This is a genomic window from Kordia jejudonensis (assembly GCF_001005315.1).
Classification (GTDB): Bacteria; Bacteroidota; Bacteroidia; order Flavobacteriales; family Flavobacteriaceae; genus Kordia; species Kordia jejudonensis.
On sequence record NZ_LBMG01000005.1, the window covers coordinates 1 to 23,950 of the forward strand.

The following is a 23,950-nucleotide window of genomic DNA, read 5'->3' on the forward strand; positions in this document are numbered from 1 at the left end:
AACCCAAGACCTAAGACCCAAAAACCCAATTTGAAAATGTTAAATGCTGAATTTTAAATGTTAAATGAATTTTTCGAATTAACAAACAACAAACAACAAATAACGAATTACGAAAGTACTCAGTAGTTAACCTTGAACTTAGAACCTTGAACAACGAATTAACGAATCAACGAACAACAACACAATTATACAATAATGAGTAATACGATTACCGCAACGAATTTCAATTTCCCAAATCAAACATCAAAATACACAGGAAAAGTACGTGAAGTATATACAATTGGTGATGATGTATTGGTTATGATTGCCACGGACAGATTATCTGCGTTTGATGTCGTGATGCCGAAAGGAATTCCGTTTAAAGGGCAAATACTAAATCAGATTGCGACTAAAATGATGAAAGCTACGGAACATTTGGTGCCAAATTGGCTAATTGCCACGCCGGATCCAAATGTAGCTATTGGTCACATGTGTGAGCCGTTTAAGGTAGAAATGGTCATTAGAGGCTATTTATCAGGACATGCAGCACGTGAATACAAAGCTGGAAAACGTGAATTATGCGGTGTTGAAATGCCAGATGGAATGATTGAAAATGACAAATTTCCGTCGCCAATTATTACACCAGCTACCAAAGCCGAAATGGGCGAACACGATGAAGATATTTCACGTGAAGCTATTTTAGCCAAAGGAATTGTTTCTGAGGAAGATTATCTTCAATTGGAAAAATACACACGTTTATTATTTGAAGAGGGAACCAAAATTGCCAAAGAACGCGGTTTAATTCTGGTTGACACGAAATACGAATTCGGGAAAACAAAAGATGGGAAAATTGTACTAATTGACGAAATTCATACGCCAGATTCTTCTCGTTATTTCTATGCGGATACGTACGCTGAATTGCAAGCAAAGCAAGAACCACAAAAGCAATTATCAAAAGAATTTGTACGCCAATGGTTAATTAGCAACGGTTTTCAAGGAAAAGAAGGACAAGAAGTTCCGTTTATGAGTGATGAGTATATCCATACAGTTTCCGATCGTTATATAGAATTGTATGAAAATATTACAGGAGAAACGTTTGAAAAAGCAGATGTTTCCGATATTTTACATAGAATAGAGGAGAATGTAGTATCTTTTTTAGAAAATATGTAAACCTTAATTGATTTAGAATTTAGACAGTATCTTCCTGTTTTAAAATAAGTTACAAATTATTTTTTAGCGGTATTTTTTATGGTTATCTTATATAGATTATTAATTTAAACTAAAAATAATGAAAAAGAGAACTCTAAAATCATTGACTTTAAACAAGAAAACAATCTTAAAATTTAAAAACTTGACTGTCGTAGGAGGAAGACAAGACAAACCTGTACCACATTCTACTGTTCAAGGTTGTCAAGGTACAGCGACAAGATATCCTTGTTCATAAATAGACTATTTGCAAACTAGTTTTAGAGTTTGTAAAAAACAAAAGCGGCATTTTCATTACGAAAATGCCGCTTTTACTTTTATTTTATAAAGCTTCCCTTTTTACTTAATCTCTTTCATTGCATTGTCTATCAGGGTTTTAAGGTGCGTTTTATGTGCTTTTGTTGCCAAATCGCCCAAACCATTTGCGGCATATTTTCTAATGTTTTTCAAATTGTACACTGCCATTGATTTTGCTATATTATTAAAGCGTCTACTAGATTTCCCTGTTAACATTTCAATCAACATATTTGTATATTCAATCTGTAAGTTTTGTCTAACAGAATTCACAGAAGTATTGATGTCTTTATTGAAAATAGCTTTGTTCAAGTCGCTCATATACTCTTGAATTTTATACTCATTTCCGTATAATTCTGAGTCTACAATACGTTGTAATGTACGATAATGCAATATATGTTGCAATACTCTTGCTTGATTATATATGATCAAAGAATGTATTTTTGGATCTTCTGGTCCATTAAAAAAGTTAAAACCTCTTCGCTGTCTTGCCATGTGCGTATATACTTCCTGTGGAATATCTTTATGCGTATTAGGAGAAAAAATATAGTCTTCCAAAGCTTTCATTGCTCTTTTCTGATCAGCATAACTTACAGGCGTGAATGGTTGTGTGGCACCAACTTGACCATGCATTGCTCTGTCTACATAAACACCACCAATAAAGCGAGAAATAACATTGGCAGCACTAATTTTTTGGTAGTATAAGGAATAAAAAGCATTTCTCATTTCCTGATACGATTTATTGTCCGTAGAGAATTTAGGTTTGATATCTCTTAACATCGAATTAATCAAGTTTATTCTATCAACAGAATATGTAATTTGGTCGTTAGATAAATCGCCAGTCATAACTCTTGGATCTATTGCTTTTCCTGGACTTCTCATGTCATCAGCATCATTACCGAAAATCAATTCAGGTTCTGTAGATCTTTTAAGAATATCGTCTAATTCTTTGTATGTTTTCACAGGCTTGTATCCAAATTCAATTGCCCAAAAATCGTATGCGCCAATCGTAGGAGAATAGTAGTGTCCTTGGTTTAGAGGATCATTCGTTAGATTAATAGTTTCATAATCCATTATAGAACCTGTCAAGGCTTTTCCTTGTATAAAATTCTTATTTGCTAATTGCGCAGGAGAAAATAATTGGCTCGATTTCATATTATGATTCAGTCCTAATGTATGTCCTACTTCATGCATTACAAGGCTCAATAAACTTTCTCTTTTCATATTCTCCGTAGCTTCTGGAGAAGCATTGTGCAATTTTAAAGCAGTATTTCCAAACATGTTGTTTTCGTGCATTAAATTACCCAAAGAGCAGTATTTTAAATGGTTTTCTTGTGTTAAATGGTCTTCTTCATCTTCAAAATAGGTTTCTTTTTTAGCATTGGAAGTAACATATAATTTATCAATAAATGTCAAACTACTTATTGCAGAATATTCTAACATGATATCTGCACCTAAAATTTGACCAGTTTTCGGGTTTACAAAGCTTGGTCCATATCCACTAAAACTAGGATCGGGAGAAGAAGCCCAACGTAGAACATTATAGCGAATATCTCCAGCGTCCCAATCTGCATCCTTAGGTTGGATTTTTACAACGATAGCATTTTTAAACCCAGCTTTTTCAAAAGCTAAATTCCATTTTAAAACACCTTCTTTTACTATTTCGCGAACTTCTAAAGGAGTTGTGTTTTCAATCCACCATACAATTGGTGTAACAGGCTCCGAAATAACTGCATTTGGATCTTTCTTCTCTAAATGCCATCTGTGTACTAAATCGCGATAAGGCGTTTGAGAATCTGATGTCATATCGTTTACTTGTGTGATAAAGTAACCAACTCTTGGATCATCATATCTAGGTGTGTAAGTATTTTTAGGGACTTCTATCAAACTATGATGTACTCTAATCGTTACATTTCTTCCATCGGTTACAGCTTCCGAACCACCATTGAAAGTGGAAGTTTTTGAGTATACATAATCAATAACTAAATCCGTGTTTTCTGGATAATTGTTAATCTTTTTAATTTTTGTTTTTCCTTTATTTAAAGTTCCAAGTGTAAATGAAAAAGGCGATTGTCCTGGATATCTAGGATATTTAATTTGTGTAAATGTTTCTTTTAAAAATAAATCATCTACTTTGATTAAATACAATCCTTTCTCTTCATCAAAAGCATCAATTTTAATACTTGCCATGACACCTTCACTAATGTTTGCGTTGGCAGATTTAGCTAAAGGACTTTCAGGATCAAAATAAAACGAGTGGTTTTTATATATAAATTCTATCTTATTGAAGTATTTTTTAACCGTAAATATTTTAGAATTATTGTAATCTCCTCTGGTTGGACCAGCATCACTCACACCATCACTAATTTGACTGAAATAGATAAATTCTTTTTCTAATTGAGCTTTGGAAACAAGCATATGCAGACTTCCCGTAATCGTATCTTGATACATCGTAAATAAACCATCGATTTTTTTACTTTTTTTGGTTAAATCTTCAATACTTTTTTGAGTAGATTTCTTTTTTGACGGCGCTACTTGTTCAGTATCGCCTTTATTTTTCTTATTACGCTTTTTTCGTTGTGCAGTTGCATCAGGGGAAGCTAAAAATGCAAACAGTAAAACAACAACCATAAAATAAAACTTGTTTTTTGATTGAGATGTAAAAATCATATATTGTTTTTTGGAATAGTTTTTAATTGCAATAAAATTACTTCTTTACCGTGTTTTATATCTTAAAAAGATGTTAAAAGCTTGTAAGATTAATTATTTCAACATTTTTTAGGCGGATACTCGAAAAATCGTCATAAAAAAAGTATCTTCATTTTATCGATCTAAATATTCAATATGAAGCGTTATGTATATATAGCTTTATTATGTGTAAATCTTTTTTCTTGTTCTAAAAATGATGAGCAACGATTGACCAACAAAGACATTACGCAAATTTTAACACAGGCAGAACATGCTATCTTAAACCATCAAGGAATTGAAACAGATTCTATGATGAAACTTCGTATGGAATACTACCACAAAGCAAAGACCTTCAACGATTCCGTACATATGTATCGATCGCATTTCTATTTGGGTTCTTTCTATAAAAGTAGAGGAATTTATGATGAAGCCATGCGTGAATATGACAAAGCGTTGCAACACATTTCAGCCGATAAAGACAGCGCACGATATATTCAAACAAAAATAGCCATTGCTACTACCGAAATTGAACTTGGGAGCAAACACAAAGCCGCAGATATTTTGTTGTATACGTACAAAATTGCACAACGCAATAATGATGTTCGTCAGTTACTTGATATTAGCGGTAACATGGGCATTTTAAATTTAGAACTGAAGAAATACAATGAAGCAAAACAAATTTTTAGCGATGCAATCACTTTTATTGAAGAAGAAAATTTAATCGAAAAAAAACCAGCCAACTACATAGAAAATTATATCAATTATCACATGTTTTTGGCAAAGACGTATTACGAAGAAGAAAAGCATGATTCGTCAATGTTGTATATAGATAGAGCTTTACTCGCCGCAGATTTTTACAAAGATATTGAAGGAAAAGCGTATTTATACCAACTAAAAGGAAGAACACAAACCGCACAAAAACGTTTTGAAGAGGCATATGACAATTTAACCAAAGGAAATGCACTATTTGAAACATTAAAAAATGAAAAACAACGCTCTAAAATGTTATTTTTATTGGCAGATAATTATGTGCAGCAAGGAGCGTATGTCAAAGCACAAGAACTTCTAAATAGCTTAGAAACACGGTATACAAAGGGACAAGTGTTAGTAGATGATTATCACGAAACACTGTTGTTAAAAGCTGATATATTTAAAAATACCAAACAATTTAAAAAAGAATCGGAATATCGTCAGAAATCGGAAACGCTTCAAGATAGCATGAATGCGAATACGAAGGACGAAACCATGATTCAAACTGCTACACAATACGAAATTGAAAAAATAAAGAATCAATTTGAAGCCCAACAACAAAAAGATGAACAGAAATTTTATACATTTTTAAGTATTGCGATTTTGGTCATTGTAACTTTTGGTTTTTTATTATTTAAACAATTACAAAAAAGAAAAACCTTAAAAACTACGGAAGAAAGCAAACCAGATAAAACGACTTCGCAAAATGCCATTAAAAGTGATAAAACGGTAGATGAAATTCTTCAAAAACTAACCAACTTAGAAGCACAAGAATTTTACCTCAATCCAAAATACAACTTGTATGCTACAGCAAAAAAAATAGATACCAATACGACATACTTATCTAATATTTTGAATACGTATAAAAAGATGACTTTTACTGAATATCTTAATACATTACGTATTGATTATACCTTGCATCGTTTGGAAAATGATAAAAAATTTAGAATGTATACCATCAAAGCAATGGCAAAAGAAGTAGGATATAAAAGTCACGGATCGTTTTCAAGAGCATTCAAAGCAAAAACAGGCGAAAACCCGTCTACTTACTTAAAAAAGATTCGTTAAAAAGGCTGTTCAATTTATAAAATGGCAAGACTTTTTTGCATTAAGTATTCTGTAGTTGTGTATATTGGTTTCAAATTATAAAATACTCTCATCATGAAAAAGCAACAAAAACTTTTAGCACTTCAAAAAACACAGATAGCAAAAATAAATTCATTTCAAATTTTAGCGGGAGATGACATTCCTTTTTCATCACTTGAATGTGCAGAATTCAAGTCGAGAACGCCAAGTGGGAATCAAACACAAACCTTTACAAATGCGATAGATTGTGAAGCAACTACAGCAAGTGCGGGAACAACTGTCTAGTTTTTCAAGCGCAAGTTGTTTGTTTAAAGAATTTATAAAGAAAAAGGCTTCAGGAATTTCCCTGAAGCCTTTCTTTTTTAATGATTAAATATCATTACACGTGTATACTTGTGGGCAAGCAATAAACCACTCACAATATTTTGGACCTGTAACGCGTCCTGCACAATCACATCCGCATTTACTAAAATCGTATCCACCGATTCCTCCATTGATTTGGCTTTGTTCGTTTTTTGAAATTGCTGTTGCTCCTTTAATGTTTAAAATGTTGTTTTTCATGATATTATAATTTGAAGTTAAAAATTAGTATTAAATTTCTGGTTTCTTGTAAACGACTTAAAATTGCTTTTAAAATCATACTAAAATTAGCAAGTGTAAGCACAAGAAAAAAAGACTTGTCTTTCTATTTTAAAAAATAACCTGTTCATTTTATAAATTGAACAGTATATTTTCTTCTCAAAAGGACTAAAAACAAAAGACCTCCAACAATTTGGTGTCAGAAGTCTTTTAAAATTAGTTACAAAACATATTAAGAAGCTTGTGCATCGTCACACGTATACACTTGTAAGCATCCGATTTCGAATTGACAGTAAAAAGGACCTGTTACACGTCCTGCACAATCGCATCCGCATAATGATAAATCTCTTCCACCAAGATTCCAAACTGCACCACCATTAATTTCACTTTGTTCGCTTTTTGAAATTGCTGTTGCTCCTTTAATGTTTAAAATGTTTTTTTTCATGATATAAAATTTAATATTTTCCTTACTCTTTTATAGGTTTTTCAGGAAACACCTTTATTACGATTTCTAAAAATCATTCTTTTAAAAATAAATTCTAAAATTCGTTACTTGATATATGCTACTTACAATCTCTACATGTAGGAAACTCTGTTTGTGTAATACACGGATTCAATATACTTGCGCAACCTTTTTCTGTTATATAACATTCACGACTTTCCAAGCATATATTAACTCCATTTGCATTCACTAATGTTAAAATACACTGAAAAGTGGCAGCGGCATTTCCTCCTTTACTGTTTGAAGCATCAAGGTTAGAAATTGTTTTTCTGTTTAAAGCTAAATTTTTTAGATTCTTTTTTTTCATGATTTATTTATTTTGATCGTTAAAATTATTTAAGTTCTCTATTTCAGAAATTAAATATATAAGCATAACAGGTAAGAAAAAAAGACTTGTCTTTCCGTTTTAAAAAATGAACTGTTCATTTTATAAACTGAACATGATAAATAAGCCAAAAAGTATCATGATAAGCCATAAAAGTGGACTATATTTGCCAACTGAAAAAGCAATTGTGATTTTAGAAAACTACACCAAAGAATTCCGCTACAACTTAAAACTTGCTTCTCCAATAATCTTGGGAATGTTAGGACATACCTTTGTGAGTTTTGTTGACAATGCAATGGTAGGACAATTGGGAACAGCAGAACTGGCGGCAGTTTCACTAGGAAATAGCTTTCTATTCATTGCCATGTCTATCGGAATTGGTTTCTCTACAGCAATTACAACATTAGTAGCAGAAGCTGATGCAGCTAATGATACTATAAAAGTAAAAGGTGCGCTAAAACACGGCTTATTGTTATGTACTTTTATTGGATTTATGGTCTTTTTTGGAGTGTTGCTAGCAAAGCCTTTAATGTATCATATGGATCAGCCAGCAGAGGTAGTGGAACTGGCAATGCCGTACCTAAATTTAGTTGCCGCTTCTTTAATTCCACTTATTATTTTTCAAGCTTTTAAGCAATTTGCTGATGGTTTATCGCAAACAAAATACGCCATGTGGGCAACCTTATTGGCAAATGTGGTCAATGTTGTCATAAATTACTTTTTAATATTTGGAATCTGGATTTTCCCTAAATGGGGAATTATTGGTGCAGCAATTGGAACACTTGCTTCACGAATTGTAATGTTGCTATTCATTTGGTTGCTATTACATTACAAGAAAAAATTTAAAGCATATGTAACCAATTTTAATTTTAAAGACATTAGAAAATCGGTGCTAAAAAAGATTATAAATCTAGGATTTCCTTCTTCGTTGCAAATGCTTTTTGAAGTTGCTATTTTTACGGTAGCCATTTGGTTATCAGGTATTTTGGGTAAAAATTCACAAGCCGCAAATCAAATTGCACTAAACCTTTCTTCCATGACATTTATGGTAGCTATGGGACTTAGTGTTGCCGCCACTATTCGTGTTGGAAATCAAAAAGGTTTAAAGCGTTTTTCCGAATTGCGACGAATAGCATTGTCACTATTTCTTTTAGTAATCATTATCGATATAATCTTCGCAATCATGTTTATGGTATTTAATAATTGGTTTCCAACTTTATACGTAGATGAAACTGATGTAAAAAACTTTGTAGACAATCAAGAAGTAATTGCCATTGCAGCAAAACTATTACTGGTTTCCGCATTCTTTCAAATATCTGACGGAATTCAAGTTGTTGGTTTGGGCGTTTTGCGTGGATTGCAAGATGTGAAAATACCAACGCTCATTACGTTTATTGCGTATTGGATTGTTGGTTTCCCGATATCGTATTATTTAGGATTGTACACTGAATTTGAAAGTGCAGGAATATGGATTGGTTTATTGGCCGGATTGAGTGTTTCTGCAATATTATTGTATATTAGATTTAATTATTTATCAAAAAAACTGATCCAACAGCAAGCATAACATTACATACATATGGAATTCCCAAAATTTTTATTAGGCGATAATACCGATTATCCCGATGCAATCTTCATTGTTCACACAGAATTTCCCCGATTTATTATCAATCTAGAAAATGATGAAGTAGAATGGCTAGAAGAATTTGACAAAGAAGATGAAAAAGAATTGGCTTCAGAAGCTGAAAACTTAGTACAAGCTGCAAACGACTTTTATGACCGAGAATTATCAAGATATGACGACTAAATTAACTAAAACTATCTGTGCAATAGCGATTCTAGGATTCGCTTTCACATCATGCGAATTACCAAATACGAAGAAAGTAGATACACTTTCCAACGTTTACAAACAACTTACGGCATCCACAAATGGAGAAGTAGATTCATTAGTGCATGGTGTACTAAACATTGAAGAACTTAAAAATTTCGACAATGCTCTAAAAGTAGTTCCTGTAAGTGTAGAAGATGAATTAACAGCTATTAGAGCGCTGATGGAAGTTACTATAGAAGAAATAACATCGCCAGTTCCTATAGAATTAACAGAAAAAAACACGTTGTTTCTTCAAAGTAAAAATAACATCACAACGGAGAGTTTTACACAAAAAGACACGACTGTTTTTGAAAAAGGATACAAGCTAGTCTTTAAAGATTACGATCATAATCATGACGAATTGTTAACTTTATGGAAACAAGTAGGAAGTTACTACGAACCGATCATAAAAAATGATTCCATTACACAAGAAATCAAGGATAGAGTACAAGCTTCGTTTCCTGAAAACTTAGAAAAATTACAAGCTGTAGAATATGTAGTTTTGGTAGATGATGTATTGTTAATTCCACCAGTAATTGATTTTGATGAAGAAGGATATGCTAGCGGATTTGTGGTAAGTCACGTATACACTTATGATGCGGAAACCTTTGAAAAGCTCGAACAAATGATTGTGATTGCTTCCAATGCAGACCAAATAGAATACAGAACGTACTCAGATACCGTAGCAGAAAATACACGAATTATTACAAAAAAACTAAAAGAAGATTTATTAGAAGAACGCACACGTGTAATGGATTCCATTTTTGGGTTCTAACAAAAACGGCATAACTCAAATAACTGATGTATGAAGAAAATTCATTATTCTTTAAGGATTATGAAGCACTAAGAAAACGTGATTATGATTGATCAATTAATTCAGTATGATAAAGAATTATTTCTATTCTTAAATGGACTCGGAACGCCAACTTGGGACGGTTTTTGGATGTTTATTACGAATAAATATTATGCTGTACCATTATACGCGTTTCTGTTGTTTCTGATCATAAAAACACACAAAACGAAAGAAATTTTATTTACATTACTATTTGTTGCTATCTTAATTACCATTACAGATCAAACAGCAAACTTATTTAAAAAAACACTGTTCTTACGTTTCAGACCTTGCCATACGGCGGATTTGGTAGATCATATGCGATTGGTAAAAGATGGTTGTGGCGGAAGTTTTGGTTACTTCTCAGGACATGCATCAAACGCGATGGCATTGGCAACATTTATAGGGTTGGTTTTACAAAAACACTTCAAATACATCATATTTATCCTTTTATTTTGGGCAGCATGTGTTGGCTATAGCCGAATTTACATTGGCGTACATTTCCCTGGAGATGTCTTTACAGGAATGATTGTCGGAGGAATCTACGGAGGAATCATTTTTAAACTGCGACAATTTATAATCCACAAATACGCATAAATTCATGTATTGATACTGTTAAGGAAGTACTAAAGTGTACTGTATTGAAAATCATTTCGCTAACTTTATAAGATAACCAAAAATTAAATTATTTATTATGAAAAAAAGAAATGTAAAATCGTTAGCACTCAACAAAAAATCAATCTCTAGCTTACGTGAAAATCAACTAAAAGGCGGAACTGGAACTTGGTGGACAGATTATTCTGTTTGTCAATGTGAAACAGGAGGTTGTACAGACACAGAATGCCATACCGTTTGGGATTGTGAGTTGTAACATAATGTACTATCTGTGTTTTTAAAATAATACAATAGAAAAATTAAAAGTTGTGTACCTTCGTGCACAACTTTTTTTTGATGATGACGCAACCAAATTGAATATCTTGTATCTACACAGTAGATTACCTTAACAACTCACTGACTATGAAAAAAATTTTTGTACTACTCGTTACTGCAATACTCCTTATTTCTTGTAAAAGTAATGATGATTCCTTTCCAGAAGAAAATTTTATTTCTGGTAATTGGAAATTGATAGAGTATTTGGTCGATCCAGGAGATGGAAGCGGTGCATATGTCTCAATTGATAGTGATAAAACGCTATTTTTTGATGTAGTAAATGGAGAAGTGAGTTCAAACTATTCATTGTGCAATATGGATGTCATTACTCAACCGCAAACAAGTAGTGGGACATTTTCTGTAACTTCGGGAACTATTGATGTTCCAGACTGTCCAAATGCTTCGCCTTTATCAATTAATTTTGAAATTACCGACGAAGATAATCTTATCATACATTATCCTTGTATTGAAGGTTGTAGCGAAAAATATGCTAAAATTTACGCGTTATAAATTTAAGAATTCAACAACGCCAACAACTGTTGCGCTGCATGAAAAGGAGAAATCGTACTGTTTTCCGTAGCATTTAAAAACTCATCCAACACATTTTTGACGTTCTCATTGGTGTAAAAATTGTGCTTCAAGCGTTCTTCAATCGTTTGTAGCAACCAAAAACGATTCTGTTGTTTTCTATGCGTTTCAAAATACTGGTTTGCCTTCGTACTTTCGCGAAATTCTTCAATCATCTGCCAAACAGCATCAATTCCTTGCTGTTGCAAAGCAGAAGCAGTTACAACTTTAGGAAGCCATTCCGAAGCTTTTTGCGGATACAAGTGTAATGCACGTTTAAATTCGGTTCGCGCCATTTGCGCACGCTTTACGTTGTCGCCATCGGCTTTATTAATCACAATGGCATCTGCCATTTCAATGATTCCTCGTTTAATACCTTGCAATTCGTCTCCAGCGCCAGCTAATTTTAGCAACAAAAAGAAATCAACCATACTATGCACAGCGGTTTCACTTTGTCCAACACCAACGGTTTCAATAATAATGGTGTCAAAACCACAAGCTTCACATAAAATAATAGTTTCCCGTGTTTTCCTAGCAACGCCACCAAGCGAATCTCCAGAAGCGGACGGACGAATATATGCATTGTCATCCTTTACCAAATCTTCCATCCGAGTTTTATCGCCCAAAATACTTCCACTAGAAATAGAGCTACTCGGATCCACAGCTAATACGGCAACTTTTTTGCCCAAACCTGTCAAATGTTTTCCAAACGCTTCAATAAACGTACTTTTTCCAACACCTGGAACACCTGTAATTCCGATACGAATAGAATTATTGGCATGCGGCAAACACTGTTCAATAATCTCAGTAGCTTTTGCCAAATGGGAAGTATTTTTACTCTCTACTAACGTAATGGCTCTACTGAGTGCGACTTTATCATGATTCAAAATTCCTGCAACCAATTCGTCTACAGATGGCTGTTTTCGTCGATTCCTTTGAATAGAAGCCACCGAAGTTTTACTGATAAAATTGGGTTGTGAAACTCCATCTTTTTCATGTAAAGCAGACGTATGTTTTGGTTTTGAACTCAAGTTTTTATACTATTTAATAGATTTAAACGAAATTACGTTTTATAATGCTAAATGTTAAATGTAAAATGCTAAATTTTAAATGTACAAGTCTTTCGGAATGTCCTTACGAGGAAGTATGATGAAGCGATCTGTTTTTTTAAGAATCTTTCTTGTATGCAAATTGGATCTTAAAATCATTGAATTTTTAAATCTTTTAATTGAGCAAAGCGAATAAAAATGAAACGCTAAAAAAATAATGTCGTCTTTACAATAGAACACAAACAAAACTAATGAGCCAACAGCATTTAGGAATCTTAAAAAAATGTATGCGAGGAAATCGGAAAGCACAACTAAAGCTCTACGATTTATATGCAGCTGCGATGTATATCGTTACCTGTCGTTACATTTCGAATAGAGAAGACGCAAAAGATGTGATGCAAGAAGCCTTTTTAAAAGCATTCACACGATTATCACAATACAAAGGAGAAGTTGCTTTTGGCGCTTGGTTAAAACGAATTGTCATCAATCAATGTATTGATACGTTAAAAAAACGTTCGTTGATGTATGAAGAAATAAACGATCAGACCTTAACGATTATTGAAGATGATACTTCTTGGAATATTGATGCAGCAGTTACTAAGAAACAAATTGTAAACGCTATTGAAAATTTACCCAATAAATATAAATACGTATTGCAATTGTATTTGATAGAAGGATACGATCATCAAGAAATTTCGGAAATACTTGAAATTCCGATACGAACCTCACGAACGCAGTTAATGCGCGGAAAAACAAAATTGAAAAATAGCTTAAATGATCTTTTAAAACATTAAATATCATGAACAATATAAAAAATATACTCAACGAAAATGATGATACTATGGAAACACCAACGTTACCAAAAGGACATCGTGCAGAGTTTTTAAATAAATTATCAGCTTCTGAAGAAATTGCTGCTGAAAAAACACCATTTTTCTACTGGAAAAGCATTGCTGCAGCATGTGTATTACTACTAGGAATTGGCGCTTTTATCTACAGTAATTTTGGAAAAGAAGAAACGGAGCAATCCTCATTATTTGTCGAAATGAAATCCATTGAAGATCAGTATTTGCAAAACATTGCCAACGAATGGGAAGCATTTCAATTGACCGCAAATGATGCACACTTAGTCAAAAAGTACAAAGAACGCTTGGGGAACTTAGACGCGTCGTACCAAGAATTAAAACAAGAGTTTTTAGTACAAAAAAACAGTTTGACAACACTTGAAAAAATGATTCAAAACTTGCAAATGCGTTTATCTCTTTTGCAGGAAATTCAACAACATTTAAAACGTTTAGAAGATGAACAAAACAATATATAGTCTCGTAATTTTACTTTTTGCAGGTTCGTTTGGACTCCAAGCGCAATCGCAAAAAAAGTATCAAAAAACCTTTTCGGTTACCAAAAACACCATTCTACGATTTGATACACAAAACATTGATGTAACTTTTAAAACGTGGAATAAAGACGAAGTAAAAGTTGATTTTACCGTAAATTTTAAAAACTATTCTGAGGAAGAAATCAAAGCAATTTCTAACGGAATTATTGTGGCAGCAACGATGCAAAATACCATGGGAGAATCGAGTTATTTACAAATACAAAATTCGTCTCCAACTACTATTGGCAAGCTTTCTTACAGAGTTTTAAAAGGCGAAATTCGCATTGAAAACTTGTTTTTTAACAAAGAAAAAGAAGCGCGTTACAAAACCGTTGCTGATATCAATGAAGAAATTGAAGCAGGATCGAAAGGTTTTTACGATTTGGATGGTTATGTCGTTTTTGAAGATGAAAAAGTTCCTTTAAAAGACATCGATACAAGTAGCCGCAAAGAAATACAAAGCATTCGTTCTTCGTATGAAATTTACATTCCTTCGTACATGATGGTCGAATTGCAAGCAAGTCGTGCAAAAGTATTTTTAGATGGAACATTTGAAAACGTTATTGTAGGTTCTTTCCAAGAAAGTGATTTGCGCGCAACGGAATTACGCAATGAAAAAAATTCAATTTCCTGTGTTGACGGAAGTGTGAAAATTAATAAAATAATTGGTGGCGGCTACATGTTTAGAAATGTAACCAAAAGTCTCATTGGCGAAATGGAAGATGTTCGGTTGCAAACTGAATTTTCAAAAATCACTATTGGAAAAATTACTAAAAATGTAGCAGTGTCAGATTTTAAGAGCGATTTCTTTATCTATAATGTTGGCGATGCATTTGAGTCCATTCAAATGAATTGTGAATATTCAGACATTAAAATGTATGTTGATAAAACACAAAAATACTTCATGGAAGCCGTCGGAAACAATGCAGTTTTAAATGATGATGGTACAAAAATCATCATGCAACCAAACAGAGATGGAGAAAAGTTCAAAATGTTTACCCGCGGAAAAGATGATGCTGAAACTCGAAAAAATTTATTCAGAATTGATTTAATTCACGGTTTTGTAACCTTACTCTACAACAAATAAACTCACAAACGACAAGATGAAAAAACGAACACTATTGTTGATGCTTCTCGCATTGACCAGCTTAACGCATGCGCAATCTGCACTAAAGATAGGAGATCAAATTCCGACACTTGCATTCACTGACTTGTTGAATTCAAAAGCTACAACGGCGTCTTCAACCGACTTGCAAGGAAAAATAATCATTCTAGATTTTTGGGCAACTTGGTGCGGACCGTGTATTCCTGCAATGAAAAATTTAATACAATTGCAAAACGAATTTCCGAATGATCTTCAAGTAATTGGAATTGCAGAAGACAAACCAGAACGTTTGCAACGTTTTATAGACAATACAACATCCAATGTTTGGTTTGGTTTGCAAACAGCACAACTAAAAGCCTTATTTCCGTATCGAATATTGTCACATTCCATCGTGATTAATCCTGAAGGAACAATTGTTGCCATTACGTCTACGGACAATATTACCAAAGAAGTTATTCATCGGATAAAAGACGGAAAGCAGATTTCATTACCTTTCAAGCAAGAAAACATCAAGTTTGACTATGAAGCAGATCCATTTCCACCAAAAGATACAAGTCAAGAACGTGTATTGTTAAAAGGTGGAATAGAAGGCGTGTCATCTTTTTCAAAAGGATATTTACATGATAAAACGTATAACGGAAGACGTGTAACGATCATCAATCAGACCATTCCGAGTATGTATAGAAATCTGTATCAAATTTCGTATAACAGAACTATTTTTGAAATTGATGAAGAAAAATACAGCTATAAAAATCCTAAAAATAAATATTGTTTGGATGTTATAACTGAAAAAGCTGACGAAAGTATGTATGCGAAAGGAATTTCGAAATTGGCAGAAACCTTTCCTGTAAAAGCAAAGTTGGTAACACGAAACATTCCCGTATATGTGTTACAAGTATTAGATGAAACAAAATTGAAGAAGTTAATAACGACAACGCAAGAACGTACTTTTGAGTACAGAGGTTATGAATTTCATGGAAAAAGAATTCCGATCAAAGAATTCGTAAAATATATAGAAAATGAAGCGCCAGTTCCTGTTGTTGATGAAACCAATTGTACCGAGTTGCTAGACATTGATTTTATATTCGATCCGCAGCAAAAAGGTTCTTTCAAAGAAGAACTCGCCAAACTTGGATTAAAACTTTCCAAAGCCGAACGCGAAGTAGAACTATTGGTTATTTATGAGTAGATTTCTGCTCATAAGCTTTTATAAAAGGTTAACTTTATTTTCTATAAATGAAGTTACAATATAGAAAGCTATTGTGCATTTGATGCCTAAATTTATTAATTCGAGTGATTTTTACGATTGTGTATACGTAGATTTGGTATTAGTTCTAACTACTAGTGTTCGTATCTCAAAATCACTCGAATTAACGTTTAAAAATTATACTTCACAATCTGCATCCGAGGCAAGACATTCTTCTTCATAACTAATAATAGTTAATTCAGGCAAATATTCTGGTTTTCCTGACCTGATATAGAAAACGGAAATTTTCTTTTTGTTTAACTTTAAACTATTCAATTGTCGATTCTTCATACTTTAGCTTTTAAAGTTGATAGTGAATCAAAATAATTAAATTAATTTTAATTAAAAGTAAAGCCCGATAAAGTATTACTCACAATTGACAGTAAATTTAACAAACTTGCCATCTGCTACAGCCTGGACCTTGACTAAAACAATCGCCAAATGTACACATGGCATTATTTGATGGACCGCAGTCACGAAAAGTATTTCCCGTTCCACCTTTTGTGGCGTTGCTTTCAAGGGTACTAACTGTTTTTTTACTGATGGTTAATTTACTTTTTAAATCTTTCTTTTTCATGATATTCTATTTTTTAATTCAACTAAATTTAGGAAAATTATTACGGAATTATTTACGGTATTACCATACGATTTAATGAATGAATGATTTTGATTGTATTTTTTATAAAAACGATTTTAATCTATAAACCCAAGTAATTACAGGCATCATCAAAAAGATATAGAAAATAAAAGCAAGAAGATGTATCAAATTGTTACATTTTTTTTACTTTTTTGTCACATTGCAATAGTTCATACGTATTTAGAAATGTATAGCAATAACCAAAACCAAAAAAGCTAACTAGTAGTATGTCTCAAACCGAGCTCATCGAACAGTGTAAGAATAACGACAGGAAAGCACAACTGCATCTGTACAGGCAGTATTGTGAAGGAATGTTTATTGTTGCCAACCGATTCTTGAAACATACACAAGATGCAGAAGATGCCATGCAAGAAGCATTCATCAATGCATTTCAAAAAATTGATCAATATACGGCTCAAGTAAGTTTTGGCGCATGGTTAAAAAAGATTGTCATTCATAAAAGTTTAGACAAATTACGAGCGAAACAGCACAATTACATTGCCATAGATGAAACGCAACTTGAAGTTGTTGCTGACGAAAATAGTTGGGAAACTCATGATGCGACAACCGTAGAAGAAGTAAAAAATGAAATTGAAAAGCTGCCTGAAAAATATAGAATTGTGGTGATTCTATTTTTATTAGAAGGATATGATCATGAAGAAATTTCAGAAATACTAAACATTTCTTCTAGCGCGTCACGAACACAACTATCACGAGGAAAAAAGAAGTTACAACAAGCATTAGAAAAGAAACATCATGGGACAGGATATTAAAGATTTGTTGAAAAATGAACCATTACACATTCAAAAAGGATTACCAGACGGACATGAAGCTCGTTTTTTAGATCGATTGGAGGAAGCATTGCCACAAACAGCAGTTAAAGAAGAAACGAAACAATCTTCATTCTCAATTTATAAAATTGCTGCTGCCGTCATTTTAATTCTAAGTTTAGCTGGACTGATTTATCAACAATTAGGAAAAGATATTGTTGAAACTGGAGAAGGAATTGTAAATACCGAAGTTGAAGCCACTGAAACACCAAATTTGAAAAGTTTGGGCGATGTTTCTCCTGACTTGAAAAAGATTGAAGATTACTATATGGCTAGCATCAATTACGAATTGACGCAGGTTGAAGTTTCTGAGATTGGCAAGCAATTGTTCAAAAGTTACATGGATAAGCTTACAATATTAAACAACGAACACAAGGTTTTACAACAAGAATTAACAGATATTGGTCCTAATGAGGAAACCATTAATGCTATGATTGACAATTTACAATTTAGACTGAAATTGCTATACCAATTAAAGGAAAAATTAAACGAATTAAAAAAATCAGAAAACGATGTATAAATCAATAAAAATTACAACTGTATTGCTCGCGTTACTTGTCTTTACGGTTGGACATTCACAATCAAAAAAACGAACAAAGAAGGAAGTTTTTACCGTAAATAAAGACGTAACCTTAGAAATTAACACTTCACACGCCGATGTAGAATTTGATACTTGGAACAAAAATAAAATAGAAATTGAAGCCACTATTGAAATAGAAGACGCTACAGATGAAGAAATCGAAGCATATATGAAAAAGTGGAACTTTAAAGCTATTGGCAATAGTGACAAAGTAACTGTAACATCAAAAGGTGGTTATTCATTATTTGGACAAGCAGGACAATTTGTGTTGGCAAATCCTGTAGTTATTGAAGAAATTGAAACGCCAATCATTGAAAATTTGCCACGCATCCAAGCGGTTCCAGAATTGCCAATTGATGTATTGGAATCATTAGGCGATATCAAATTTGACTATGAAGCTTTTGAGAAAGATGGAGAAGCATATATGAAAGAATGGCAAAAGCAGTGGAAAACTAATTTTGACGGTAAGAAATTCAAGGAAGAAATGGAGAAGTGGAAAGAAGAATTTATGAAGCAACAAGAAGAAATGACTGTACTCAACGGAAAAGTTCTTTCAGAAAAATATAAAGTTCAAATGACTGATGAACAAAAAGCGCAATTGGAGTTGCAACTAGCAAAAGTGAAAGAATTGGCAAAAGCTGCGGAAAATAAGAAGACGTACAAAGTAGCGGAACTTTTAAAAGAAAAGGAAAAATTATTTGATCTAATTCAAGAAAATCAACTAAATGGTTTTCCAATTAATTTGCAAGGGAAAATTGACTTTGACATGATTCCGCAAGGCGAAAATGTGTATTTCTTTTCAGATGGAAACAAACGTTTGAAAATAAAAAAGACGATTAAAATTAAAATGCCTAAAAAAGCAAAGTTAAAACTCAATGTACGTCATGGAGAAGTAACGATTGCTGCGGCGAGTGAAAATATACATGCAAAGCTGTCTCACGCAGCTTTGTATGCTACAAGTATTAATGGTGCAAATACGATGATAGAATCGTCGTATGCGCCCATTCATGTTACAAAATGGAATCAAGGTTCATTGAAAGTAAATTTTGTTGAAAACGTAGATTTGCAATTGGTAAACAGTATTAATTTGATGGCGAATTCGTCAAAGATAAATATTGGAACGCTAGGGCAGAAGGGAATTATTAGTGGAACTATAGGAAAATTATTGATTCATAATATCAGCGATTCATTCGAAACTTTAGATATAATTTTAGAAAATACAGATGCCCGAATTCAATTGCCAACTTCGGCGTTTAAGCTGTATTACGTTGGCTCAAATTCTGGTATTTCGTATCCGGAATCTGTGGTAGGAACAGAAAATAAAACTCAGTTTACTACGATTGTTCGTGGTTATCAAACTAAAAATACTACGAACAAAGAGATTAACATCAATGCAAAATACAGTGAAGTGTTGTTGAATGAGAAATCGTAAATTGGTTTATGAGTTGTAAAATAGCAACATCTTTCATCAGACACAATAACAGCAAAGCGTACTAAAACGCAAAATCACAAAAACTACGGCAAGTAGATTTTATTTTTTATGGCATAAATAACGAGTCCGATTCTGTTTTTTACATCTAACTTTTCAAACAAAGCATCGCGGTAACCATCAATCGTTTTAGGACTCAAACACATTTGATCTGCAATTTGCTTATACGTCATTTCTGTACACACCAACTTCATGAAAGCGATTTCATTTTCTTTCAATTTTGTACCAGAACTTCCTTTTCCATTTAACGAACCAATTAGAATATTTGTGACATGTTTAGAATGGTAAAATCCGTTTGTAACCACTTCATTCAGCGCCATTTCTAGGACACTTTTTTCCACATCTTTCATTAAATATCCTTTAGCGCCAGCGCGCAACATTTGAATAATGGTACGTTCGTCTTCTTCAATAGAAAGTCCTATAACATCAATGTTTGGAAAATGCTCAGTTACCCAAGTTGTGGTTTCAATACCATTCATCAAAGGCATATTGATGTCCATTAATACTATATCAGGAGTATTTGTATTTTCTTCTAAGCGTGTTATGAGTTCTTTACCATTTTTACACAAATAACTTACCTTGAAACGATCAAAAGAATCTACCAAACCACCAATGGCTTGTGATAATAAAACGTGATCTTCTACGATGGCAACGGAATATGTTTTCAAAATGTTATGATTTTTTAATTCTGAATTCAGAATTATGAATTAATAATTTACGAACTAAAGGTAATGAATAATCGTTAGTTTTGTTCCTTTTTCCAACTCAGATTCAAGTTCAATTTCAGCTCCGATAAGTTTTCCTCTACTTTTCATGTTTTGCAAGCCAATACCTTTATTTAGTCTATATTCAGATTTGTCAAAACCTTTTCCATTGTCTTTTGCGATGATGGTAAGGAGATTATTTTCGTAATTCAAACTTACATCAAGTTTGGAAGCTTTGGCATGTTTGATGGTATTTGAAAAGAATTCTTGTAAAATTCGAAACAAAATAATTTCGGCTTTGTCATCAATTATTTCTTCATCTCCGTTGATCGTTAAGGTTGCTTCAATAAAATTGAGTCGATTAAAACGTGCAATTTCTAAACTTAAGGCTTCGGGAAGCATGATATTTTTCAACGCATCAGGATTAATCAACTTTGAAAGGGCGCGCAATTCTGTGAGACTTTTAGAAATCGTATCACTGACTTCGGCGACATTTTCGTTCGTATTATCCAATTGATGCAGTTGAATTTTAGCAAGTGTAAGGAGTTGCCCGATATTGTCGTGCAACTCCCAACTAATATTTCTGAGTGTTTGTTCTCTGATTTCTATTTGAGTTTCCGCAATAGCGTTTTCAAACTCTCGTTTGGCTTGTTGTTTTTCGGTCAAGAGCTTATTCTTTCGCTTGATAAATACCAAGAAAAGTATAATAATAACTACAATTAAAAGGATGAAAACAAAAGTTGCTATTATTGCTGAAACTTCTTGTCCTCCATTTTGTGACACCATATAAAACCTATTATATAACAGATATTCAAAATAAAAATTAAACTAAGATATAATGTATTTAGTGTAGTGAAGTTTTTTTCATATGATTCATAATAATATGCCTTCGACACTATACATGGTATTGCTCCAACATTATAGATTAAAATTCCAAAACTTATCCAAAATAATAAATCTCTCGTCATATATAAGATTTTTTCTGAGTTTAAAATTTCAATAAAATATAAAATCACAGCAAAAATTAATGATGCTGACCCTATAATAAAGGATAAAGTGAACATATTACCTTTATATTCTTTAATAGTAAAATTTGATATATAAACTATTAAAAATGTTAAAGCAAAAATTACTATTAATCTTTTATGTTTCTTTTTTACAAGTCTATTCCAATAAATGGACAATAAAAAGATAAAGTTTATAACTATATATGTATTATATATGTATGAATTATTACCTTTTAATACATCAATAATATATTTTCCATAAATTTCAATAATTACTATATACCATAAAAAGAATAAAAAATATTTCAAATATGAGTTTTTATATTTGTAAAAGTATATACTACCAATCACGGCAGTAATAATTTCCATGTATAAAGTTAAATCTTTGGTTGAAAAAGAAAATGTATCAAATAGGCTGTTCATCGAATATCATTAAATTATTGTTTTTTTGATGGAGGAGGACTTAATTGCCCCATATTAAATGAAGCACTAGTACCATCATCATTTTCTGTTGATTCTTGACTTCTACTTACATACTTTTTATTGGAATTTAATGACAGCATTGCAGCTTCAAAACGACTACCTGGTTTATGTTCTTCTAGTAACAATTCTCTAATAATTTCATAGCGTCCAACCAATGGTTCACTTGAATTATCAGGAATTATAGAAAAAGGTAAGTTTCGCATATTGTGATGGTCATCTGAAATTTCCATATGTATCGTAGGAGTAAAGAAAATTGTTTGTTGGTGTTTAAACTCACCTTTATCATTTCCGTTGGCATCATAGGCACCAAAGTAAATACGAATTCCAGATATAGGATGATTACTAGGGTTTTTGCGCTCAATTGTATCTAGATATTTCATATAACTTTTAATTTTATCATATGAAAACCATACAAATTGAGTATCCTTAAAATCAGTATTATTTACGCTGTTTCCGATAACTTCATTGATTACATTGTAACGTGTGTTTTTATAATTTTTATGCAATGCAATTGATTCACTTACCGAGATTTTTCCATCAGGATTGGTTACATCGTCCGGATTTGTAGATGGTGGATTTTGACTGCTTAGTTTTTTACAAATGAAATAGCCGATTGCAATACCGATAATTAGGGTAATAATTAAGAGTGGTAAATTTTCCATAAGGTTGTAGTTTTTGTATTTTTTGTTTGGTTAAAATTAGCCAAACTTTTCTGAATAAAAATTAAAACTACAAAATTGGGTGTTTTTCCCTTTTTGTAAAAAGTGATAAATCAAAATCAATAAAGAAAAAGACTACTTTTTTAGTAAAGTATGTTGATAATAGGATAAGTAAGTATGAATTGTAACTAATAAATGTAGGCTTGGAGGAATACCATCTTACTTTTTAGGAGGTGGTGGACTCAATTGTCCCATATTGAAAGCTAAACTTTCGTCAGTACTATCTGTATCAATTTTTTGATAGAAATCATTTTGTACGACTGTTTTAAATTTATTTCCTTCAATATCAATAATAGATGTTTTTTGACTACTTGCTGTCAAAAAGATTGTTTGTGCGTTTGATTTTAACTCCAAATTTGGATCAGTATTGTATACTCCGAAAAAGACATCAATACCTGAAATGGCTAAGTTGTGATCTGATGATTTCTTCTGCAAATAGGTACAATACGCTTTCATTTCTTTTAAAGAATACCAAACCGCCTTTGTGTAATATTCTTTGGCAACTTTTGCAGCAAAAGGTTTAATGTATTGATTTTCATAGCGATTAAATAACTCAACAGCTTCATTAAACGATACATATCCATTGGTAGCAAGTATCAAGTTTTCATCATTTCGTGATAGTTGTTTTGGAGATAATACTTGGTCAATACGTTTAAAGGTTAAAAATTGCCCGTTCTCCACGGTAAATGATTCTTGATAATCCAATGCAGCATTTCGGGTAGTCGGCATTAGAAATATGGTTCTTTTTCCATTGGTTTTTGCTCCAAATACAAAACTGATTCCAGTGATGGGAATATTCTTAGCAATAGCGCTATGTTCTAAATGTGTAATGTAGTTGGTAATTGTTTCTAATTTGAAATGAATAGCCTTGTCTTCAAAACCAATTTTTTCAGCACCAATTTTTGTGAGTCTTGTGCTGTGATCATTTTTAAAAAGAAGTGTCGCTTTGTGGTTGGAAATAATTTTTTCTGGAACTTCAAGGATTTTGTCCAATTGTTCCACTTCATCTGGATTTTTTGTCATGCAACTCAGGAAAAATGTAACGCACACCAATCCTAAAGAAACAAATGACAACATTTTTTTCTTCATGGTAATAGTTTTTACGATAATATATTTGA

28 protein-coding genes are annotated in these 23,950 nt (G+C 32.5%); 17 read left to right on the top strand and 11 right to left on the bottom strand.

Features of this window, described 5'->3' with window-relative positions:
* Window positions 1–195: 195 nt before the first annotated feature.
* Together AA089_RS03600 and AA089_RS24530 are read left to right on the top strand one after the other, a co-directional pair.
* Window positions 196–1,149: a phosphoribosylaminoimidazolesuccinocarboxamide synthase gene (locus tag AA089_RS03600; RefSeq protein WP_046755557.1), complete on the top strand. Its 954-nt coding sequence runs from the start codon at window positions 196–198 to the stop codon at window positions 1,147–1,149.
* Between the two features lie 118 nt (window positions 1,150–1,267).
* Entirely contained in the window at window positions 1,268–1,423 is a 156-nt protein-coding gene (locus AA089_RS24530; RefSeq protein WP_156168888.1) for a hypothetical protein, read from the top strand.
* Window positions 1,424–1,524: 101 nt separating this feature from the next.
* Here the strand turns inward: AA089_RS24530 and AA089_RS03605 are convergent, their stop codons facing one another.
* Window positions 1,525–4,149 carry a zinc-dependent metalloprotease gene (locus tag AA089_RS03605; RefSeq protein ID WP_046755558.1) on the bottom strand — a complete coding sequence of 875 codons (2,625 nt, stop codon included), beginning with the start codon at window positions 4,147–4,149 and terminating at the stop codon, window positions 1,525–1,527.
* A gap of 174 nt (window positions 4,150–4,323) precedes the next feature.
* On the opposite strand from AA089_RS03605, the gene AA089_RS03610 reads away from it, so the two are divergent.
* Both AA089_RS03610 and AA089_RS03615 read left to right on the top strand, forming a co-directional pair.
* Entirely contained in the window at window positions 4,324–5,985 is a 1,662-nt protein-coding gene (locus AA089_RS03610; RefSeq protein ID WP_046755559.1) for a helix-turn-helix domain-containing protein, read from the top strand.
* A 93-nt stretch (window positions 5,986–6,078) separates the two neighbouring features.
* Window positions 6,079–6,288 carry a hypothetical protein gene (locus AA089_RS03615; protein ID WP_046755560.1) on the top strand — a complete coding sequence of 70 codons (210 nt, stop codon included), beginning with the start codon at window positions 6,079–6,081 and terminating at the stop codon, window positions 6,286–6,288.
* Between the two features lie 84 nt (window positions 6,289–6,372).
* Here AA089_RS03615 and AA089_RS03620 read toward each other — a convergent pair whose 3' ends face one another.
* From AA089_RS03620 to AA089_RS03630, 3 genes are all read right to left on the bottom strand, one after another.
* A complete protein-coding gene (locus AA089_RS03620; RefSeq protein WP_046755561.1) occupies window positions 6,373–6,564 on the bottom strand; it encodes a hypothetical protein in 192 nt (63 codons plus the stop codon).
* A 250-nt stretch (window positions 6,565–6,814) separates the two neighbouring features.
* Entirely contained in the window at window positions 6,815–7,027 is a 213-nt protein-coding gene (locus AA089_RS03625) for a hypothetical protein (RefSeq protein ID WP_046755562.1), read from the bottom strand.
* Window positions 7,028–7,145: 118 nt separating this feature from the next.
* Window positions 7,146–7,391, bottom strand: coding sequence for a hypothetical protein (locus AA089_RS03630; RefSeq protein WP_046755563.1), 246 nt, complete (start codon window positions 7,389–7,391; stop codon window positions 7,146–7,148).
* Window positions 7,392–7,548: 157 nt separating this feature from the next.
* On the opposite strand from AA089_RS03630, the gene AA089_RS03635 reads away from it, so the two are divergent.
* The 6 genes from AA089_RS03635 to AA089_RS03655 all read left to right on the top strand — a co-directional run bounded on the left by AA089_RS03635 (window position 7,549) and on the right by AA089_RS03655 (window position 11,548).
* Window positions 7,549–8,973, top strand: a complete 1,425-nt coding sequence (locus AA089_RS03635) for an MATE family efflux transporter (RefSeq protein WP_046755698.1) — start codon at window positions 7,549–7,551, stop codon at window positions 8,971–8,973.
* A 12-nt stretch (window positions 8,974–8,985) separates the two neighbouring features.
* Window positions 8,986–9,213: a hypothetical protein gene (locus tag AA089_RS03640; RefSeq protein WP_046755564.1), complete on the top strand. Its 228-nt coding sequence runs from the start codon at window positions 8,986–8,988 to the stop codon at window positions 9,211–9,213.
* Window positions 9,182–10,051 (top strand): hypothetical protein, encoded by an 870-nt coding sequence (locus AA089_RS03645; RefSeq protein ID WP_162200406.1) that lies wholly within the window; start codon window positions 9,182–9,184, stop codon window positions 10,049–10,051. Before AA089_RS03640 ends, AA089_RS03645 begins: the two co-directional genes overlap by 32 nt.
* Before the next feature lie 84 nt (window positions 10,052–10,135).
* Window positions 10,136–10,705 carry a phosphatase PAP2 family protein gene (locus tag AA089_RS03650; RefSeq protein WP_046755566.1) on the top strand — a complete coding sequence of 190 codons (570 nt, stop codon included), beginning with the start codon at window positions 10,136–10,138 and terminating at the stop codon, window positions 10,703–10,705.
* A gap of 97 nt (window positions 10,706–10,802) precedes the next feature.
* Window positions 10,803–10,979 carry a hypothetical protein gene (locus tag AA089_RS24535; RefSeq protein ID WP_156168889.1) on the top strand — a complete coding sequence of 59 codons (177 nt, stop codon included), beginning with the start codon at window positions 10,803–10,805 and terminating at the stop codon, window positions 10,977–10,979.
* 146 nt (window positions 10,980–11,125) lie between these two features.
* Complete coding sequence (locus AA089_RS03655; protein WP_046755567.1) at window positions 11,126–11,548, top strand: hypothetical protein; 423 nt, start codon at window positions 11,126–11,128, stop codon at window positions 11,546–11,548.
* Between the two features lie 2 nt (window positions 11,549–11,550).
* Here the strand turns inward: AA089_RS03655 and meaB are convergent, their stop codons facing one another.
* Window positions 11,551–12,636, bottom strand: a complete 1,086-nt coding sequence (gene meaB, locus AA089_RS03660; RefSeq protein WP_046755568.1) for a methylmalonyl Co-A mutase-associated GTPase MeaB — start codon at window positions 12,634–12,636, stop codon at window positions 11,551–11,553.
* Window positions 12,637–12,905: 269 nt separating this feature from the next.
* Between meaB and AA089_RS03665 the strand changes: the two genes are divergently transcribed.
* The 4 genes from AA089_RS03665 to AA089_RS03680 are packed head-to-tail and all read left to right on the top strand — an operon-like array spanning window position 12,906 to window position 16,326.
* Complete coding sequence (locus AA089_RS03665; protein ID WP_046755569.1) at window positions 12,906–13,448, top strand: RNA polymerase sigma factor; 543 nt, start codon at window positions 12,906–12,908, stop codon at window positions 13,446–13,448.
* A 5-nt stretch (window positions 13,449–13,453) separates the two neighbouring features.
* Window positions 13,454–13,975 carry a hypothetical protein gene (locus tag AA089_RS03670; protein WP_046755570.1) on the top strand — a complete coding sequence of 174 codons (522 nt, stop codon included), beginning with the start codon at window positions 13,454–13,456 and terminating at the stop codon, window positions 13,973–13,975.
* Window positions 13,956–15,119, top strand: a complete 1,164-nt coding sequence (locus AA089_RS03675; RefSeq protein ID WP_046755571.1) for a hypothetical protein — start codon at window positions 13,956–13,958, stop codon at window positions 15,117–15,119. Before AA089_RS03670 ends, AA089_RS03675 begins: the two co-directional genes overlap by 20 nt.
* A gap of 16 nt (window positions 15,120–15,135) precedes the next feature.
* On the top strand, window positions 15,136–16,326 hold the full coding sequence (locus AA089_RS03680; RefSeq protein ID WP_082113188.1) for a redoxin domain-containing protein: 1,191 nt from the start codon (window positions 15,136–15,138) through the stop codon (window positions 16,324–16,326).
* 195 nt (window positions 16,327–16,521) lie between these two features.
* Here AA089_RS03680 and AA089_RS24540 read toward each other — a convergent pair whose 3' ends face one another.
* Window positions 16,522–16,674, bottom strand: coding sequence for a hypothetical protein (locus tag AA089_RS24540; protein ID WP_156168890.1), 153 nt, complete (start codon window positions 16,672–16,674; stop codon window positions 16,522–16,524).
* 97 nt (window positions 16,675–16,771) lie between these two features.
* Window positions 16,772–16,960, bottom strand: a complete 189-nt coding sequence (locus AA089_RS03685; RefSeq protein ID WP_046755573.1) for a hypothetical protein — start codon at window positions 16,958–16,960, stop codon at window positions 16,772–16,774.
* Window positions 16,961–17,247: 287 nt separating this feature from the next.
* Here AA089_RS03685 and AA089_RS03690 point away from each other — a divergent pair, with 287 nt between their 5' ends.
* Genes AA089_RS03690 through AA089_RS03700 form a run of 3 tightly spaced genes read left to right on the top strand, consistent with a single transcriptional unit; the run spans window position 17,248 to window position 19,862 of the window.
* Entirely contained in the window at window positions 17,248–17,793 is a 546-nt protein-coding gene (locus AA089_RS03690; protein ID WP_046755574.1) for an RNA polymerase sigma factor, read from the top strand.
* Window positions 17,777–18,370, top strand: a complete 594-nt coding sequence (locus AA089_RS03695; protein ID WP_046755575.1) for a hypothetical protein — start codon at window positions 17,777–17,779, stop codon at window positions 18,368–18,370. Before AA089_RS03690 ends, AA089_RS03695 begins: the two co-directional genes overlap by 17 nt.
* On the top strand, window positions 18,363–19,862 hold the full coding sequence (locus AA089_RS03700) for a hypothetical protein (RefSeq protein ID WP_046755576.1): 1,500 nt from the start codon (window positions 18,363–18,365) through the stop codon (window positions 19,860–19,862). The genes AA089_RS03695 and AA089_RS03700 overlap by 8 nt, the downstream gene beginning before the upstream one ends.
* Before the next feature lie 83 nt (window positions 19,863–19,945).
* Here AA089_RS03700 and AA089_RS03705 read toward each other — a convergent pair whose 3' ends face one another.
* From AA089_RS03705 to AA089_RS03725, 4 genes are all read right to left on the bottom strand, one after another.
* On the bottom strand, window positions 19,946–20,587 hold the full coding sequence (locus AA089_RS03705; protein ID WP_046755577.1) for a response regulator transcription factor: 642 nt from the start codon (window positions 20,585–20,587) through the stop codon (window positions 19,946–19,948).
* A 54-nt stretch (window positions 20,588–20,641) separates the two neighbouring features.
* A complete protein-coding gene (locus tag AA089_RS03710; RefSeq protein ID WP_046755578.1) occupies window positions 20,642–21,409 on the bottom strand; it encodes a sensor histidine kinase in 768 nt (255 codons plus the stop codon).
* Window positions 21,410–22,067: 658 nt separating this feature from the next.
* Window positions 22,068–22,775: a hypothetical protein gene (locus tag AA089_RS03720; RefSeq protein WP_046755580.1), complete on the bottom strand. Its 708-nt coding sequence runs from the start codon at window positions 22,773–22,775 to the stop codon at window positions 22,068–22,070.
* A 216-nt stretch (window positions 22,776–22,991) separates the two neighbouring features.
* Entirely contained in the window at window positions 22,992–23,921 is a 930-nt protein-coding gene (locus AA089_RS03725; protein WP_082113192.1) for a hypothetical protein, read from the bottom strand.
* Between the last annotated feature and the right edge of the window lie 29 nt (window positions 23,922–23,950).

Bases quoted from the DNA above. Each gene is read 5' to 3' on its own strand.
- AA089_RS03710 (WP_046755578.1), bottom strand. From the start codon at position 21,409: ATGGTGTCACAAAATGGAGGACAAGAAGTTTCAGCAATAATAGCAACT.
- AA089_RS03700 (WP_046755576.1), top strand. From the start codon at position 18,363: ATGTATAAATCAATAAAAATTACAACTGTATTGCTCGCGTTACTTGTC.
- AA089_RS03625 (WP_046755562.1), bottom strand. From the start codon at position 7,027: ATGAAAAAAAACATTTTAAACATTAAAGGAGCAACAGCAATTTCAAAA.
- AA089_RS03610 (WP_046755559.1), top strand. From the start codon at position 4,324: ATGAAGCGTTATGTATATATAGCTTTATTATGTGTAAATCTTTTTTCT.
- AA089_RS03630 (WP_046755563.1), bottom strand. From the start codon at position 7,391: ATGAAAAAAAAGAATCTAAAAAATTTAGCTTTAAACAGAAAAACAATT.
- AA089_RS03670 (WP_046755570.1), top strand. From the start codon at position 13,454: ATGAACAATATAAAAAATATACTCAACGAAAATGATGATACTATGGAA.
- AA089_RS03720 (WP_046755580.1), bottom strand. From the start codon at position 22,775: ATGGAAAATTTACCACTCTTAATTATTACCCTAATTATCGGTATTGCA.
- AA089_RS03605 (WP_046755558.1), bottom strand. From the start codon at position 4,149: ATGATTTTTACATCTCAATCAAAAAACAAGTTTTATTTTATGGTTGTT.
- AA089_RS24540 (WP_156168890.1), bottom strand. From the start codon at position 16,674: ATGAAGAATCGACAATTGAATAGTTTAAAGTTAAACAAAAAGAAAATT.
- AA089_RS03680 (WP_082113188.1), top strand. From the start codon at position 15,136: ATGAAAAAACGAACACTATTGTTGATGCTTCTCGCATTGACCAGCTTA.
- AA089_RS03690 (WP_046755574.1), top strand. From the start codon at position 17,248: ATGTCTCAAACCGAGCTCATCGAACAGTGTAAGAATAACGACAGGAAA.
- AA089_RS03620 (WP_046755561.1), bottom strand. From the start codon at position 6,564: ATGAAAAACAACATTTTAAACATTAAAGGAGCAACAGCAATTTCAAAA.
- AA089_RS03645 (WP_162200406.1), top strand. From the start codon at position 9,182: ATGACCGAGAATTATCAAGATATGACGACTAAATTAACTAAAACTATC.
- AA089_RS24530 (WP_156168888.1), top strand. From the start codon at position 1,268: ATGAAAAAGAGAACTCTAAAATCATTGACTTTAAACAAGAAAACAATC.
- AA089_RS03615 (WP_046755560.1), top strand. From the start codon at position 6,079: ATGAAAAAGCAACAAAAACTTTTAGCACTTCAAAAAACACAGATAGCA.
- AA089_RS24535 (WP_156168889.1), top strand. From the start codon at position 10,803: ATGAAAAAAAGAAATGTAAAATCGTTAGCACTCAACAAAAAATCAATC.
- AA089_RS03695 (WP_046755575.1), top strand. From the start codon at position 17,777: ATGGGACAGGATATTAAAGATTTGTTGAAAAATGAACCATTACACATT.
- AA089_RS03635 (WP_046755698.1), top strand. From the start codon at position 7,549: ATGATAAGCCATAAAAGTGGACTATATTTGCCAACTGAAAAAGCAATT.
- AA089_RS03675 (WP_046755571.1), top strand. From the start codon at position 13,956: ATGAACAAAACAATATATAGTCTCGTAATTTTACTTTTTGCAGGTTCG.
- AA089_RS03725 (WP_082113192.1), bottom strand. From the start codon at position 23,921: ATGAAGAAAAAAATGTTGTCATTTGTTTCTTTAGGATTGGTGTGCGTT.
- AA089_RS03655 (WP_046755567.1), top strand. From the start codon at position 11,126: ATGAAAAAAATTTTTGTACTACTCGTTACTGCAATACTCCTTATTTCT.
- AA089_RS03650 (WP_046755566.1), top strand. From the start codon at position 10,136: ATGATTGATCAATTAATTCAGTATGATAAAGAATTATTTCTATTCTTA.
- AA089_RS03640 (WP_046755564.1), top strand. From the start codon at position 8,986: ATGGAATTCCCAAAATTTTTATTAGGCGATAATACCGATTATCCCGAT.
- AA089_RS03600 (WP_046755557.1), top strand. From the start codon at position 196: ATGAGTAATACGATTACCGCAACGAATTTCAATTTCCCAAATCAAACA.
- AA089_RS03685 (WP_046755573.1), bottom strand. From the start codon at position 16,960: ATGAAAAAGAAAGATTTAAAAAGTAAATTAACCATCAGTAAAAAAACA.
- AA089_RS03665 (WP_046755569.1), top strand. From the start codon at position 12,906: ATGAGCCAACAGCATTTAGGAATCTTAAAAAAATGTATGCGAGGAAAT.